The 13,465-nt window shown below is 73.9% G+C and carries 16 protein-coding genes and 1 riboswitch; of the genes, 5 read left to right on the top strand and 11 right to left on the bottom strand.

Going from position 1 to position 13,465, the window contains the following annotated elements; all coding sequences use genetic code 11:
* The first annotated feature begins 3 nt into the window (after nucleotides 1–3).
* Nucleotides 4–759 carry an SDR family oxidoreductase gene (locus ACZ7D7_RS13235; RefSeq protein WP_470824198.1) on the top strand — a complete coding sequence of 252 codons (756 nt, stop codon included), beginning with the start codon at nucleotides 4–6 and terminating at the stop codon, nucleotides 757–759.
* A gap of 83 nt (nucleotides 760–842) precedes the next feature.
* On the opposite strand, the gene amaP is transcribed toward ACZ7D7_RS13235, so the two are convergent.
* The 5 genes from amaP to ACZ7D7_RS13210 all read right to left on the bottom strand — a co-directional run bounded on the left by amaP (nucleotide 843) and on the right by ACZ7D7_RS13210 (nucleotide 3,246).
* The gene (gene amaP, locus ACZ7D7_RS13230) at nucleotides 843–1,430 is read right to left on the bottom strand and encodes an alkaline shock response membrane anchor protein AmaP (RefSeq protein WP_470824197.1); all 588 of its coding nucleotides are present in this window, start codon (nucleotides 1,428–1,430) and stop codon (nucleotides 843–845) included.
* Entirely contained in the window at nucleotides 1,427–2,122 is a 696-nt protein-coding gene (locus ACZ7D7_RS13225; RefSeq protein WP_470824196.1) for a DUF6286 domain-containing protein, read from the bottom strand. The genes amaP and ACZ7D7_RS13225 overlap by 4 nt, the downstream gene beginning before the upstream one ends.
* Nucleotides 2,119–2,493 (bottom strand): Asp23/Gls24 family envelope stress response protein, encoded by a 375-nt coding sequence (locus ACZ7D7_RS13220; protein ID WP_470824195.1) that lies wholly within the window; start codon nucleotides 2,491–2,493, stop codon nucleotides 2,119–2,121. The genes ACZ7D7_RS13225 and ACZ7D7_RS13220 overlap by 4 nt, the downstream gene beginning before the upstream one ends.
* A gap of 5 nt (nucleotides 2,494–2,498) precedes the next feature.
* Nucleotides 2,499–2,684 carry a hypothetical protein gene (locus ACZ7D7_RS13215; protein WP_470824194.1) on the bottom strand — a complete coding sequence of 62 codons (186 nt, stop codon included), beginning with the start codon at nucleotides 2,682–2,684 and terminating at the stop codon, nucleotides 2,499–2,501.
* Between the two features lie 64 nt (nucleotides 2,685–2,748).
* Entirely contained in the window at nucleotides 2,749–3,246 is a 498-nt protein-coding gene (locus ACZ7D7_RS13210; RefSeq protein ID WP_470824193.1) for an Asp23/Gls24 family envelope stress response protein, read from the bottom strand.
* A gap of 85 nt (nucleotides 3,247–3,331) precedes the next feature.
* Between ACZ7D7_RS13210 and ACZ7D7_RS13205 the strand changes: the two genes are divergently transcribed.
* Nucleotides 3,332–4,111, top strand: a complete 780-nt coding sequence (locus ACZ7D7_RS13205) for a nucleopolyhedrovirus P10 family protein (RefSeq protein ID WP_470824192.1) — start codon at nucleotides 3,332–3,334, stop codon at nucleotides 4,109–4,111.
* Between the two features lie 25 nt (nucleotides 4,112–4,136).
* Here ACZ7D7_RS13205 and ACZ7D7_RS13200 read toward each other — a convergent pair whose 3' ends face one another.
* The 3 genes from ACZ7D7_RS13200 to ACZ7D7_RS13190 form a co-directional block, all read right to left on the bottom strand.
* Nucleotides 4,137–4,940: an enoyl-CoA hydratase/isomerase family protein gene (locus tag ACZ7D7_RS13200; RefSeq protein ID WP_470824191.1), complete on the bottom strand. Its 804-nt coding sequence runs from the start codon at nucleotides 4,938–4,940 to the stop codon at nucleotides 4,137–4,139.
* Nucleotides 4,941–5,084: 144 nt separating this feature from the next.
* Nucleotides 5,085–5,306: a helix-turn-helix domain-containing protein gene (locus tag ACZ7D7_RS13195; RefSeq protein WP_003976983.1), complete on the bottom strand. Its 222-nt coding sequence runs from the start codon at nucleotides 5,304–5,306 to the stop codon at nucleotides 5,085–5,087.
* A gap of 368 nt (nucleotides 5,307–5,674) precedes the next feature.
* On the bottom strand, nucleotides 5,675–7,273 hold the full coding sequence (locus tag ACZ7D7_RS13190) for an ABC-F family ATP-binding cassette domain-containing protein (protein WP_470824190.1): 1,599 nt from the start codon (nucleotides 7,271–7,273) through the stop codon (nucleotides 5,675–5,677).
* A gap of 235 nt (nucleotides 7,274–7,508) precedes the next feature.
* Between ACZ7D7_RS13190 and ACZ7D7_RS13185 the strand changes: the two genes are divergently transcribed.
* Complete coding sequence (locus tag ACZ7D7_RS13185; protein WP_470824189.1) at nucleotides 7,509–7,922, top strand: VOC family protein; 414 nt, start codon at nucleotides 7,509–7,511, stop codon at nucleotides 7,920–7,922.
* Nucleotides 7,923–7,932: 10 nt separating this feature from the next.
* On the opposite strand, the gene ACZ7D7_RS13180 is transcribed toward ACZ7D7_RS13185, so the two are convergent.
* The 3 genes from ACZ7D7_RS13180 to ACZ7D7_RS13170 all read right to left on the bottom strand — a co-directional run bounded on the left by ACZ7D7_RS13180 (nucleotide 7,933) and on the right by ACZ7D7_RS13170 (nucleotide 11,373).
* Complete coding sequence (locus tag ACZ7D7_RS13180; protein ID WP_470824188.1) at nucleotides 7,933–9,183, bottom strand: hypothetical protein; 1,251 nt, start codon at nucleotides 9,181–9,183, stop codon at nucleotides 7,933–7,935.
* A gap of 308 nt (nucleotides 9,184–9,491) precedes the next feature.
* Nucleotides 9,492–10,649, bottom strand: coding sequence for an alpha/beta hydrolase (locus ACZ7D7_RS13175; RefSeq protein WP_470824187.1), 1,158 nt, complete (start codon nucleotides 10,647–10,649; stop codon nucleotides 9,492–9,494).
* Between the two features lie 55 nt (nucleotides 10,650–10,704).
* Nucleotides 10,705–11,373, bottom strand: coding sequence for a class II aldolase/adducin family protein (locus tag ACZ7D7_RS13170; protein ID WP_470824186.1), 669 nt, complete (start codon nucleotides 11,371–11,373; stop codon nucleotides 10,705–10,707).
* A gap of 257 nt (nucleotides 11,374–11,630) precedes the next feature.
* Between ACZ7D7_RS13170 and ACZ7D7_RS13165 the strand changes: the two genes are divergently transcribed.
* Nucleotides 11,631–12,872: an inorganic phosphate transporter gene (locus tag ACZ7D7_RS13165; RefSeq protein WP_470824185.1), complete on the top strand. Its 1,242-nt coding sequence runs from the start codon at nucleotides 11,631–11,633 to the stop codon at nucleotides 12,870–12,872.
* Between the two features lie 55 nt (nucleotides 12,873–12,927).
* Complete coding sequence (locus ACZ7D7_RS13160; protein WP_470824184.1) at nucleotides 12,928–13,149, top strand: hypothetical protein; 222 nt, start codon at nucleotides 12,928–12,930, stop codon at nucleotides 13,147–13,149.
* A gap of 141 nt (nucleotides 13,150–13,290) precedes the next feature.
* A riboswitch (cobalamin riboswitch) is annotated at nucleotides 13,291–13,430 on the top strand.
* Nucleotides 13,431–13,465: the final 35 nt, after the last annotated feature.

Below are 13,465 nucleotides of genomic sequence, written 5' to 3'. Positions count from 1 at the left end.
GCCATGGATCTTGGACTGAAGGACCGGGTGTACGTCGTCACCGGGGCCACCCGGGGCCTCGGCAACGCCGCCGCGTGCGAACTCGTCGCCGACGGCGCGAAGGTGGTCGTGACCGGGCGTGACGAGCGGACCGTGGCCGAGGCGGCCGCCGCGCTGGGCCCGAACGCGGTCGGGGTCGCCGCGGACAACGCCGACCCGCGGGCGGCCGAGCGGCTGATCGCCGCCGCCCGCGAGCACTTCGGCGCCTTCCACGGCGTCCTCGTCAGCGTCGGCGGACCGCCGCCGGGCTTCGCGGCGGACACCACGGACGAGCAGTGGCAGGCGGCGTTCGAGTCGGTGTTCCTCGGGGCGGTGCGGCTCGCGAGGACGGCCGCGGCGGAGCTGGACGAGGGCGGCGTCATCGGGTTCGTGCTCTCCGGTTCGGTGTACGAGCCGATCCCGGGCCTGACCGTCTCCAACGGGCTGCGCCCCGGCCTCGCCGGTTTCGCGAAGTCCCTCGCCGACGAGCTGGGGCCGCGCGGCATCCGCGTCGTCGGCGTCCTTCCGGGCCGCATCGACACCGACCGGGTGCGGGAGCTGGACGCGCTGTCCGCCGACCCGGAGGCGACCCGCAGGGCCTCGGAGTCGCGCATCCCGCTGCGGCGCTATGGCGCCCCGGAGGAGTTCGGCCGGGCGGCGGCGTTCCTGCTCTCGCCCGCGGCCTCGTACCTCACGGGCGTCATGCTGCCGGTGGACGGCGGCCAGCGCCACGGCTTCTGACGGGCCCCGCACCCGAACCCGCGCCGTCCCGGGCGGCTCGGACGTGACGCCGGCCGAGAACTGGTCCGCGGAGCCGACCCGGGTCAGCCGACGCGTTCGGCGCGGTGTCTGACGCCCTTCAGGCGTACCTCGGCCGGCAGTGACGCCAGGCCGGCCGAGTCGCGGGCGTGGGCGAGGGCCCCGGCGGTCAGCCGGTGCAGCGCGGTCCCGGGAGCGACGTGCGGCGCCAGCAGCAGCCGTACCCGGGCCGCCGGCGCGCTGCGCCGGCCGGTGAGGGCGACGTCGGCGCGTTCGACGCCGTCCAGGCCGCCGGCGTCCTCGGCGAGGACGGCCTCCAGGGCGCGCCCGCGCAGCAGGGCGCCCTCGCCGTCGCCCGTGTCGACCAGGACCTCGCTCAGGCGCCGTCGGCGCAGCACGGCGACCAGCCACCACAGGGCGAGCAGCACCAGGACGGCGAGCGCGGCCAGGACGGCGGGCCACCACCAGCCCGCGTCCCGCCACCGGGTCCGCTCGGCCGCGTTCAGCAGGACGTCGTCACGCCCGTGGTGCATCCACCAGGACGGGGCGGACGCGCCGAGACCGACGGCCAGCACGGACCCGCCGAGGGCGAGCAGGACGAGACCCAGCAGGCCCAGCAGCACGCGGTTGACGATCCTGAGCACGGTCCTCACCCCTTCCTGCCGGGCCGCCGGACGTGCACCGACAGCGCGGGCGGCCGGGCGAGCCCGAGCCCCTTGACCGCGTCGGCGAGCACGTCGTCCAGTTCGGCGCGGACGTCGTCCAGTGCCCGGAAGTGCGACACGGCGCGGACGTCGGCCCGGGAGCGGCCCATCCGCACCCGCACCGACTGCACGCCCGACACCTCCATGGCCCGGTCCCGCAGCACCAGGGCGGCGGCGTCCCGGTGCAGTCCGGCGCGCACCTCGGCGTGCGGGCGCCGCATCGGCAGCACGTCCCGCAGACCGGGCGTGACCGCCAGCACGACCAGCCACAGTCCGAGGGCGGCGGCGACACCCGCGCCCACCAGCACCCAGATGTCGTCCAGGGGCCGCTGTTGGAGCTGCCGGGCCAGTTCGCGGCGCCAGCCCATGGCGGGCCGGTCGGCGCGCACGGCCGCGGCGTCGTACAGGAGCAGACCGGTGCCGGCCAGGAGCAGGAGGGCGACGAGGCCCGCGGGCACGCGGCGCGCCGACCAGAACCGTCCGCTGCCGCCGGCGTCGCCGTCGAGCACGGGCGGCGCGTCGTAGGCGGCAGCGGACGACGACTGGCCGGGCCTGGCCCGCTCGTCGTCGCCGGGGCCGGTGTCCTTCTCCATGACCGGCAGCCGTCGCGTGGTGCCCTCGGAGCCCTCGGGCTCGCTCATCGGGTCCTCCCCTGTGCCGCGCCGTGCGCCGGGGACAGCCGCAGCCGCTCCACGTGGACGGCGACCTCCGGCACCTCCATGCCCACCAACGTGCCTACCCGTTCGGCGACTTGGCGACGCACCGCGCGGCAGCGGGCGCCGATGTCGCAGGGGTAGTCGAGTTCGACGTGCACGCGGACGCGGGCGGCCTCGTGGCGCACCGCCACCGTGGCGTGCGGCGGTCTGCCGTCCGGCGGCGGGGCGCCGAGGGCCTCGCGTGCCGCCTGCGAGGCGATCTTGGCGACGACCCGGTCGGCGATCCGGGTCGCCCCTCGCTCACCCGGCGGTACGACGGCCGGGGGGTCGCGGTACGCCTCGGCCGCGGTACTCACCGGCCTCACCGCCGCCGGTCGTCGCGGGTGCGGAAGAAGTCGCCGAACTCCAGGTCCCCCTCCAGGAACCGGCCGACGACGAACCCGACGGCGCCGAGCGCCGCCACCAGCAGGAACGCGCCGAAGCCGCCGAAGTACCCGGCGAAGCCCAGCGCCATTCCGGCGATCAAGCCGACCACGGCCATGCTCATGCTGCGCTCCTCAGCTCATCGTCCGGTCCACAGCTCATCGTCCGGTCCACCGTCGAGGGCCGGTTCACTGGATCCGGGGCTCCGGTTCCTCTTCCTCGTCCTCGGGCAGCTTCACGTCGCTCACCGCGATGTTGACCTCGACCACCTCGAGGCCGGTCATCCGCTCGACCGCGGCGACGACGTTCTCCCGCACGTCCCGGGCCACGTCGGCGATGGCGACGCCGTACTCCACGACGATCTCCAGGTCGAGCGCGGTCTGCACCTCGCCGACCTCGGCCTTCACGCCGCGTGTCACCGACTTCGCCCCGCCGGGCACGCGGTCCCGCACGGCCCCGAAGGTGCGCGAGATTCCGCTGCCCATGGCGTGCACGCCGACGACGTCGCGGGCCGCCAGTCCGGCGATCTTCTCGACCACCCCGTCGGCGATGGTGGTCCGTCCGCGGGTGGCGGGGTCTCCTCCACCGCGCTTGCTCGACTGCGTCCTGCGGGTGCCGGAGGTGTCGGGCAGCTCCGTGGCTCCTCCGGTGGCACCCGTCCGGTTCGGCTCGGTCATGTCGCTCATGTCCGCACGTCCCTTTCGGTCGTCCCTTTGACCACCGTAAGTGCGGTTGCCCGCTCGCGCGCCGGGGATGCGGCAGGCTGGAGGAATGACGGCTGATCGGTGGACACAGGCGGTGCGGCGGCAGTTGGGTCTCGGCAGGCTGCTGCCGCTGGGCGGGCCGCGCGACGGGGCGTGGCTCGCGGAGTCGGCGGCCGGTGCGGTGCTGCGGAGCGCGGCGCGCGAGGTGCCGGGCGTGCGGCCGGCCGGGCTGCGGATCGCTCTCGCCGACCCGGAGGACAGCGACGACCCGGTCGTGCCGCCCCCGCCGGGCGCGCTGCCGCCCGGCCCGCTGCGGGTGACGGCCGACTTCGCGGCGACGGCGGACGAGCCGCTGCCGACGACGGCGTCCCGGCTCCGGGCGGCCCTGTCGGCCGCCGCGGCGGACCGGCTGGGGCTGCGGGTGACGGAGGTGGACCTGCGGGTGACGGCGCTGCTGGAGCACGAGGCGGAAGACACGGCGGAGTCCTCGGACTCGCCGGAGCCGGACACCGAGGACGCCGAGGGCCCCGAGGACCCTGAGGGCCCCGAGGACGCCGACGGCACCGGGGACGCCCGGGACGACGACGGCGACGCCGCTCGTGTCGCCCGTGCCGTGCTCGCCGTGCCCGGTGTCGCCGGGCTGAGCGGCACGCTGGGGCGGCCGGTGCGGCTGCGTGAGGCGCCGGGGGCCGACGCCGCCGCGCTGCCGGGGCGGCACGTTCAGGTGCAGTGCGCCGTGCGCGCGGACCACCGGACCCTGGACGTGGCCCGTGCGGTCCGCGCACGGACGGCCGAGGTGCTGCCGGACCGCCCGACGGTGACAGTCGTGGTCACCGCCGTGGAGTGAGACGGCTGCCGGTCCGGGGCGCGGCTCAGTCGCCGATCCCGGCCAGGTCCCGCAACCGGCGTGCCTGTGCGGCGCGTTCGGCGACGCGCTGGGCCTCGTAGTCCCGGTCGAGGGCGCCGCGCAGCAGCGCCTTGGTCTCGACGACGGCGTCCCGGGGCGCGGCGAGCAGCGCCGCCGCCAAGTCGCGTACGGCGTCGTCGAGCTGGTCGGCGGGCACGGCGAGGTTGGCCAGGCCGGTGGCGACGGACTCCTCGGCCGTGACGAACCGTCCCGTCACGCAGATCTCCAGCGCGCGGGCGTATCCGACCAGGCCGACCAGCGGATGGGTGCCGGTCAGGTCCGGCACCAGTCCGAGGCTGGTCTCGCGCATGGCGAACTGCACGTCGTCCGCGACGACGCGCAGGTCACAGGCGAGTGCGAGCTGGAAGCCCGCCCCGATGGCGTGCCCCTGGACAGCGGCGACGGACACGATGTCGCTGCGCCGCCACCAGGTGAACGCCTCCTGGTACTCGGCGATGGTCGCGTCGAGCTCGGCGTCGCCGCCGCGCGCGAGGTCGATGAACGACGGCTCCCCGTCGAAGCCCTCGGGCGTGAACGCCTGTCGGTCGAGCCCGGCCGAGAACGACTTGCCCTCGGCGCGCAGCACGACGACCCGGACGGTGCCCGGCAGCAGCCGGCCCGCCTCGGCCAGCGCCCGCCACAGAGCGGGGCTCTGCGCGTTGCGCTTGGCCGGGTTGGTCAGCGTCACCGTGGCGATCGCGTCGTCGACGGTGAGCCGTACCCCGTCCTTGTCGAGTACCGGACCGAGGTCCTTGGCGGGCGAAGCCATGGGGCGCCTCCGATGGATGCGGTCAGTGCGGATGCCGTACGGAGGTCCGTACGGGCATCCCTAAGTGACTGCACAGTAACCACCCGGCCGGTTGGTCGGCCGACCGGGTGGCCACCATCGGAAGTCGTGGGGCCGCCCGGGGTGTCAGGCCGATGTGGCCTTCTTGCCCCGGGTCGCCCCGCCACGCCCTCGCAGCGTGACGCCCGACTCACTGAGCATGCGGTGCACAAAGCCATACGAGCGGCCGGTCTCCTCGGCCAACGCCCGGATGCTCGCACCGGCGTCGTACTTCTTCTTCAGGTCTGCCGCGAGCTTGTCGCGCGCGGCGCCGGTCACCCGGCTGCCCTTCTTCAGAGTCTCGGCCACCCGTGCCTCCTCATGGGAAGTGCGCTCTGGTTCTCCTCATGATCACCCCTCCGGGGCAGGATGGCCACCCATTCGGCAAGGTCCGTGAGACATCGTTGTGACGACGGGAGCGCGTCCCCACAAGCGGAATCAGTAATTCCAGGCGGCGGGATCCGTACGTCCGAACGGGTTGTTCCGCGAAGTTCCTGGTCAGGGAAGCGCGACGGCCGACCCCCCGGTGACTGGGGGATCGGCCGCGAAATCCGTGTACGACACACCTCGATACGAGGAGATCTCACACAGATGGTGGATCACCGATGGGCCGAATGATCCATACGGAGTGGATCAGTGCGGTCCGGTTCGGGTGGAGCGAGGTCAGGCGGGCGGGATCAGGCGAGGGCCACGAGGTCCGCGTAGTCGGAACCCCACAGGTCCTCGACGCCGTCCGGGAGCAGGATGATCCGCTCCGGCTGGAGCGCCTCGACGGCGCCCTCGTCGTGCGTGACGAGGACGACGGCGCCCTTGTAGGTGCGCAGCGCGCCGAGGATCTCCTCGCGGCTGGCCGGGTCGAGGTTGTTGGTGGGCTCGTCGAGGAGCAGCACGTTCGCCGAGGAGACCACGAGGGTGGCGAGGGCGAGGCGGGTCTTCTCGCCGCCGGAGAGGACGCCGGCCGGCTTGTCGACGTCGTCGCCGGAGAACAGGAACGAGCCGAGCACCTTGCGGACCTCGACGAGGTCCAGGTCGGGCGCGGCGGAGCGCATGTTCTCGAGCACCGTGCGGTCGGGGTCGAGGGTCTCGTGCTCCTGGGCGTAGTAGCCGAGCTTGAGGCCGTGGCCGGGGACGACCATGCCGGTGTCGGGCTGTTCCACCCCGGCGAGGAGCCGCAGCAGGGTCGTCTTGCCCGCGCCGTTGAGGCCGAGGATGACGACGCGGGAGCCCTTGTCGATGGCCAGGTCGACGTCGGTGAAGATCTCCAGGGAGCCGTACGACTTCGACAGGCCCTCGGCCATCAGCGGGGTCTTGCCGCAGGGGGCGGGCTCGGGGAAGCGCAGCTTGGCGACCTTGTCGGACTGGCGGACGTCCTCCAGGCCGGCCAGCAGCTTCTCGGCGCGCCGGGCCATGTTCTGCGCGGCGACCGTCTTGGTGGCCTTGGCGCGCATCTTGTCGGCCTGGGCGTTGAGCGCGGCGGCCTTCTTCTCGGCGTTCTGCCGCTCGCGGCGGCGGCGCTTCTCGTCGGCCTCGCGCTGCTGCTGGTACAGCTTCCAGCCCATGTTGTAGATGTCGATCTGGGCGCGGTTGGCGTCCAGGTAGAACACCTTGTTGACGACGGTCTCGACCAGGTCGACGTCGTGGGAGATCACGATGAAGCCGCCGCGGTAGGTCTTGAGGTAGTCGCGCAGCCAGACGATCGAGTCGGCGTCGAGGTGGTTCGTCGGCTCGTCGAGCAGCAGGGTGTCCGCGTCGGAGAACAGGATGCGGGCCAGTTCGACGCGGCGGCGCTGACCGCCGGAGAGCGTGTGCAGGGGCTGGCCGAGCACGCGGTCCGGCAGGTTCAGCGCGGCGGCGATGGTGGAGGCCTCGGCCTCGGCGGCGTACCCGCCCTTGGTGAGGAACTCCGTCTCCTGGCGCTCGTACTGCCTGAGGGCCTTCTCGCGGGTGGCGCCCTGGCCGCTCGCGATGCGCTGTTCGTTCTCGCGCATCTTGCGGATCAGGACGTCCAGGCCGCGCGCGGACAGGATGCGGTCGCGGGCGAGGACGTCGAGGTCGCCGGTGCGGGGGTCCTGCGGGAGGTAGCCGACCTCGCCGGAGCGGGTGATGGTGCCGGCGGCCGGGATGCCGTCGCCGGCGAGGCATTTGGTGAGGGTGGTCTTGCCGGCGCCGTTGCGGCCGACGAGGCCGATGCGGTCGCCCTTGGCGACGCGGAAGCTGGCGCTCTCGATGAGGACGCGGGCACCGGCGCGCAGCTCGATGCCGGAGGCGGAGATCACGGGTCAGACTCCAGGGCGGGGTGGAAGCGGGAATGGTCGGCTGAGGGCGTTCCCGCCGTCTAATGCGCGAGGAGAATGGCCATGGAGGCCAGTCTAGCGGGGACGTGCAAGCACTTTTTCTGGGTTCACGTGTTCGATCACCGGCTCCCGGCCGTACCGGGGGCCGGTGTCAGTGGTGGCTGCCAGACTGGCGGCAGGTGATGGTTCCGGCAGTGATCACAAGGGAGTGATCGGCATGGCAGGCACGGTCGGCGGACCGCCGAGCATCTGTCCCACGCTGTTGTACGCGGACGCGAAAGCGGCGATCCGGCAGCTCACGGAGGCCTTCGGCTTCACGGAGCTGTCGGTCTACGAGGGCGAGGACGGCACGGTGATGCACGCCGAGCTGGCCCAGGGCAACGGCGCGATCATGCTGGGCTCCAAGGGCCGCGGCGGCGTGTTCGACGCGGCGATGAAGGACGCGGGCACGACGGGGGTGTACGTCGTCGTGGACGACGTCGACGCACACCACCAGCGGGCCGTGGAGCACGGCGCGGAGATCCTCATGCCCCCGACGGACCAGGACTACGGCTCGCGGGACTACATGGCCCGGGACCTCGAGGGCAACATCTGGAGCTTCGGCACGTACGCGCCGGCGCTCGGCGGCTGACCGGCGGGAGTCAGCCCGCGCCGGTGTGGACCTGGAAGGCGGCCCGGCGCACGGCCTTCGCGAGCGCCGGATCGGGGTGCGCGGCGGCCAGGGCGACCAGCACCTGCACGGTGCGCGGGTGTCCCACGGCGCGCACCTCGTCCAGGAGGGCGGGGACGGTGGGCTGCACCGCGGACTCCAGGTGCCGTACGAGCATGGGGGCCTCGCCGTGGTCGGCGACGGCCGCCGCGGTGTCGACCCACAGCCACGTCGCTTCCTCACGGGTGAGGACCTCGTGGGCGTCCTCGGGGTCGGCGCCGTCGTGCTCGGCCAGCCACAGCAGGGCGTAGGGCCGCAGGGTGGGCTCGTCGAGCACGGCGCGGACATCGGGTTCGGCGGGGGCGCCGACGACGCGCAGCGCCTCGAAGGCGAGGCCGCGCAGCAGGGCGTCCTCGCCGCGGGCGGCGCCGAGCAGTTCGGCCACGGCGCTGCCGACGGGGCGGGCCGCGAGCCAGGCGCGGTACTCGGCGCGGGCCGCGTTCGGGCGGAGCTGGGCGCAGCCGCGGAGCATGGCCTCGGCGGACTGCTCGATGTTCCCGGCCGGGCTCTGCGCGGCGACGCAGATCTGCTCCAGCTTGACCCAGACCGCCCAGCTGCCGAGCGGGGTGAGCGTGGCCTGTCCGTCGCCGTAGGTGAGGGCGCCGACGGAGGCGAGCGCGCGCAGCGCCCAGTCGAGGAGCGGGGCGAGCGGGGTGTCGTCCGGCTGGGGCTGCGCGACGGGTTCGGGCTGCGGCCCGTAGGGGATTTCGCAGCGCTCGGTGCGCAGTTCGGTGACGCGCTGCTCCAGCAGGTCGAGGAGCTGGGCGACGGGGACGGGCCCGGCGGACAGCTGGAGGAAGGAGAGCACCTGCGGCATGGCCGAGACGACCTCGGCGACGGCGGCGGGCCCGTGGTCGCCGGGCTCGGGGAAGGCGAGCGACCAGGCGTCGAACAGGGCGACCCAGCCGCGCAGTACGGCGCTGTCGTCGCGGTGCCAGGCGCGCAGCCGCCAGCCGGGGCGGGCGCGCCCGCCGTGCACCTCGACGAGGCCGGCGAGGCGGGCGGTGTCCCAGTCGGCCCGCACCTGAGCGACCGTCAGGCCGAGCTCCTCGGCGGCGTGTTGGGCGGTCGTGTCGGAGAGCGTGGCCTTGCCGTCGGCGGTGGCGCCGCCGCGGCCGGGGCCGAGGGCGCTGTCGGCCCAGCGGGCCACGCGGGCGGCGCCGGCCAGCTCGGTGCGTGCCATTCCGGCCAGTTCGGACCGTGCGGGGGTGCCCTCCGGGGGGCGTGGCGCTGGGCGGCGCGAGGGCCGCTGGTTCATCGTTCTCGGGGCAGCGGCCAGGGGTCGCGGGCGGACGAGTCGGAGCCTGGAGTCGCGCGGGATACGGGACGTCACGGGTGCAGTCTTCCGGTTGACGGTCCGAAAACCCAAACGGAATGCCGACGGGGGTCGTGGGGGCGGTCCGGGCACGGGGTTCCGTGAGCGGTGGGCGCCCGGAACAGGCCAGCCGTACGGCATTAAACGGAATCGTCGGGCGGCAGGCCCGGCCGCGATCACATCAGGGGGGTCAGAAAGCGCCGCAGGGCCTCTTCGTAGCCGTCCGGATCCGCGTTCCACATGGCCCCGTGGGGGGCGTGGCGGACGGTGTGCAGGGTCATGTGGTGGGGGCGCGCGCCGACGAGGCGGCGGGACAGCTGCCAGGGGGCCACCCGGTCGTCGGGTCCGTGCACGACGAGCGTCGGGATGCGGGGGCCGCCCGAGACCGCTTCGGCGGGGGCCCGGGTGCCGGGGACCGAGGTCGCGGGGACGTGGTCGAGGGAGCCGCCCAGGCGCCCCTGCGCGGCGCGCACCGCGAGGGGCAGCAGCACGCCGGGGGTGCGGCGGGCGGCGGCGAGGGCACGCAGCGTGGTCTCCCAGTGGAGCACCGGGGAGTCCAGGACGAGTCCGGAGACGCGGTCGCGCAGGTCCGAGCGGGCGGCGGCGCGCAGCGCCATGGTGGCGCCGGTGGACCAGCCGTGCAGGACGACCTGGCGGGCGCCGGAGCGCACGGCGTAGCGGATCGCCGCGTCCAGGTCGCGCCACTCGGTCTCGCCGAGGTGGCCGAGTCCGTCGGGCGACCGGGGGGCGCCGAGGTCGCCGCGGTAGGCGAGGGCGAGCACCGGGAAGTGGTGGCGCCGCAGGAACCCCATGATGTTCATGGCCTGTTCGCGGGTGGCACCGAGGCCGTGCACCGCGATGACCCAGGTGTCGCGGCCACCGGGCACGAACCAGGCCGGGAGCGGGCCGAGTTCGCCGGGCACGTCGACGTCGGCGTGGTCCAGGCCGAGGGCGCTGCCCGGGTCGCCGACGTGGAGGTTCGGGGTGAGCCAGACCTTGTCGCCGGGTTCCAGAGTGCCGTGCGTGACGCGTTCCAGACGGCGTACGACGGTGTCGGCGGTGTGCTCGGCGTCGGGCAGGGCGGGGCCGACGACCGCGTGCGATCCGTCGCCGGCGAGGCCGTAGCGGCCGGGGCGGAGGGTCGCGAGGTCCCGGGTGAGCGCGATCCGGCCGGCGGCCGTGGCGTGCACGGTGAGCCGGGGTTCGGTCGGCAGGGGCCGGCCGGGGGGCGCCTTGAGCGCCGCGTCGCTGGCGAACCGTCCGGCGGCGACGCTCGCGGCGCCGGCGGCCAGGGCTGCGGTGACGGCGGCGGCCGTCGCTTTGACTGTGCGCACCCGTCCAGTGTCCCGGTCGACCCGCGCACCGGCCAGTGGGACCGGCTGCGCGGGGTCAGCGGCGCTGTCCGTAGCCCTTGAGCTTCTCCTGGACCTCGGTGAGCTGGTCCCGCGTCAGGAGGGTCGGGGCGGCGCCCGGGACGGACGAGGCGATGAGCCACAGGCGGCACATCCACTCCAGCTGGGCGGTGCGGTCGTAGGCCTGGTCGAGGCCCGCGCCGTGGGTGATCGTGCCGTGGTTCCGCAGGAGGCAGCCGGTGCGGTCGGCAAGGGCCCGGAGCATGTGCTCGGCCAACTCGTCGCTGCCGTACGTCGCGTACGGGGCGACCCGGACGGGGCCGCCGAGGGCCGCGGCCATGTAGTGGATCAGCGGCAGTTCGGACACGAGCGTGGAGACGGCGGTGGCGTGCACGGCGTGGGTGTGGACGACGGCGCGGGCGTCCGTGGTGCGGTACACGGCGAGGTGCATGGGCAGTTCGCTGGTCGGCACGAGGGTGCCGAGCACCTGCCGGCCGTCGAGGTCGACGCCGGTGACGTCGTCGGCGGTGAGCCGGTCGTAGGGCACGCCCGAGGGGGTGACCAGGACGGTGTCGCCGACGCGTACCGAGACGTTGCCGGAGGTGCCGACGACGAGGCCCTCGGAGACGGTCCGGCGGGCCGTCGCGACGAGCTCGCTCCAGGCCCGCGCCACCGCGTCGCCGTCGTCGTGCCTGTGCCCCGTCATCGGTACCTCCTCGCGGTGCTCCGTCATGGGGTGATCCTGCCAGGCGGGAGGGGGTGACGAAGGTCTCTTCCGGCGGTCGCGGGACCGGTCCGGAGGGCGTCCGGGGGCGTGGGGCCGCGCGGGCGTTGGGCGGCCGTGCCGGGAGGGAGCGACAACCCCCTCTTACGGACACCGTGAAGCCCCCCTCAGTTCATCTTCCGTTCACCCTGGTTACCTACGTTCGTCCAGCCAATGACCTCGAACGATTGCCTGGGTAAATGGAAAGCTTCTCGCTGATCCTCGCGATTGTGGTGGTAACCGCACTCGCGTTCGATTTCACGAACGGTTTCCACGACACCGCCAACGCGATGGCCACCACCATTTCGACCGGTGCACTCAAGCCCAAGGTCGCGGTGGCCATGTCCGCCGTGCTGAACCTTGTGGGCGCCTTCCTCTCCGTGGAGGTCGCCAACACGATCTCCAAGGGTCTCGTCGACGAGAGCGGCATCCGTCCCGAGGTCATCTTCGCCGCCCTGGTCGGCGCGATCCTCTGGAACCTGCTGACCTGGCTGGTCGGCCTCCCGTCCAGTTCCTCGCACGCCCTCATGGGCGGTCTGATCGGCGCCACCATCGCCTCCGCCGGCGTCGGCGCGGTGCACGGCGACGTGCTCGTCACCAAGGTGCTGATCCCGGCCATCGCCGCCCCGCTCGTCGCGGGCATCGCGGCGATGATCGCCGCCCGGCTGACCTACACGCTCGGCAAGAAGGCCGACGGCAAGGCCGCCGCCAAGGGCTACCGCTCCGGCCAGATCGCCTCCGCCGGCCTGGTCTCCCTGGCCCACGGCACCAACGACGCCCAGAAGACGATGGGCATCATCACCCTCGCCCTGGTCGTCGGCGGCGCCGTCGCCCCCGACTCCGACCCGCCCATGTGGGTCATCCTCTCCGCGGGCATCGCGATCGCCCTCGGCACGTACCTCGGCGGCTGGCGCATCATCCGCACCATGGGCAAGGGCCTGACCGACCTCCAGCCGCAGCAGGGCTTCGCCGCCCAGACCAGCGCGGCCACGGTCATCCTGGCCTCCTCCCACCTGGGCTTCTCCCTCTCCACCACGCACTCCGTCTCGGGTTCGGTGATGGGCGCGGGCCTCGGCCGCAAGGGCGGCGTGGTCCGCTGGTCGACGGCCACCCGCATGTTCATCGCCTGGGGCCTGACGCTGCCGGCCGCGGCCCTGGTCGCCGCCCTCGCCGAGTACGTCTGCGGCCTGGGCGACTGGGGCACGGCACTCGTCGCGGTCTTCCTCGTGGTGTCCAGCTACGCCATCTGGAAGATCTCCCGCCGCGAGATCGTCGACCACACCAACGTCAACGACACCGAGGAGCCGGCCGGCGTGGTGACCACCGCGATGGCCGCCGTCACCCCGCCCCCCACGGGCACGGTGTCCGAGGAGGTCTCGGCGGCCATCCCCGCCCAGGCCACCGCCGAGCCCAAGGCCCCGTCGGCCTCCACGACCGTCTGAGACCAGGCACCCCCCGGTTCGCCGGGCACGCCGGGTACGAAGGAAGAGAAGCAGCATGAAGATCGACTGGGCGGCCCTCGGCTCCGTCTTCGGAGTCAGTCTCGTGGTCACCGTGGCCCTCGTGGCCCTGTTCACCGTCGGCATCGCCGGACTGTCCCGCCGCGAGCGGGCCGCCGAGCAGGGCGGCTCCGCGACCCTCGCGGTCACCGGCGCGTACGCCTGCTTCGCGGCGTGCGCGGCGGCGGTGGGCTACGGCATCTACCTGATCGTCGCCTGACGCGAACGCGCCCGGGCACCGCGGGGTGCGGGACGGAACACCGTCCCGCACCCCGTTTCGTCGTACCCGCGGCCCCCGCGCCGGCCCTGCCGTGTGGGCCTTCGCACACTCCGCCCCCGCAGGTCAACGGCAAGTTGACGGGTGTTCTCGGGGCGTGGTGGACTTCCGGAGCCAAGTACGGCGGCAAGAGAGGAAGCCGGTGCGAATCCGGCGCGGTCCCGCCACTGTCACCGGGGTGAAAGGCCCCGGGAGCCAGGAACTCTCACCGCCGGTCTCGTCGAACCAGGGCGCGGACACCCTGAGTGAGGACATATCG

It is taken from the genome of Streptomyces sp. NPDC037054 (assembly GCF_055606745.1).
Note: the sequence above shows the minus strand (reverse complement) of the source record. Positions and strands in the feature narration are given on the sequence as shown.

Coding starts and splice junctions, on each gene's coding strand:
- ACZ7D7_RS13225 (WP_470824196.1), bottom strand. CDS start 2,122: ATGAGCGAGCCCGAGGGCTCCGAGGGCACCACGCGACGGCTGCCGGTC.
- ACZ7D7_RS13235 (WP_470824198.1), top strand. CDS start 4: ATGGATCTTGGACTGAAGGACCGGGTGTACGTCGTCACCGGGGCCACC.
- ACZ7D7_RS13205 (WP_470824192.1), top strand. CDS start 3,332: ATGACGGCTGATCGGTGGACACAGGCGGTGCGGCGGCAGTTGGGTCTC.
- ACZ7D7_RS13200 (WP_470824191.1), bottom strand. CDS start 4,940: ATGGCTTCGCCCGCCAAGGACCTCGGTCCGGTACTCGACAAGGACGGG.
- ACZ7D7_RS13170 (WP_470824186.1), bottom strand. CDS start 11,373: ATGACGGGGCACAGGCACGACGACGGCGACGCGGTGGCGCGGGCCTGG.
- ACZ7D7_RS13160 (WP_470824184.1), top strand. CDS start 12,928: ATGAAGATCGACTGGGCGGCCCTCGGCTCCGTCTTCGGAGTCAGTCTC.
- ACZ7D7_RS13180 (WP_470824188.1), bottom strand. CDS start 9,183: ATGGCACGCACCGAGCTGGCCGGCGCCGCCCGCGTGGCCCGCTGGGCC.
- ACZ7D7_RS13185 (WP_470824189.1), top strand. CDS start 7,509: ATGGCAGGCACGGTCGGCGGACCGCCGAGCATCTGTCCCACGCTGTTG.
- ACZ7D7_RS13215 (WP_470824194.1), bottom strand. CDS start 2,684: ATGAGCATGGCCGTGGTCGGCTTGATCGCCGGAATGGCGCTGGGCTTC.
- ACZ7D7_RS13165 (WP_470824185.1), top strand. CDS start 11,631: ATGGAAAGCTTCTCGCTGATCCTCGCGATTGTGGTGGTAACCGCACTC.
- ACZ7D7_RS13210 (WP_470824193.1), bottom strand. CDS start 3,246: ATGAGCGACATGACCGAGCCGAACCGGACGGGTGCCACCGGAGGAGCC.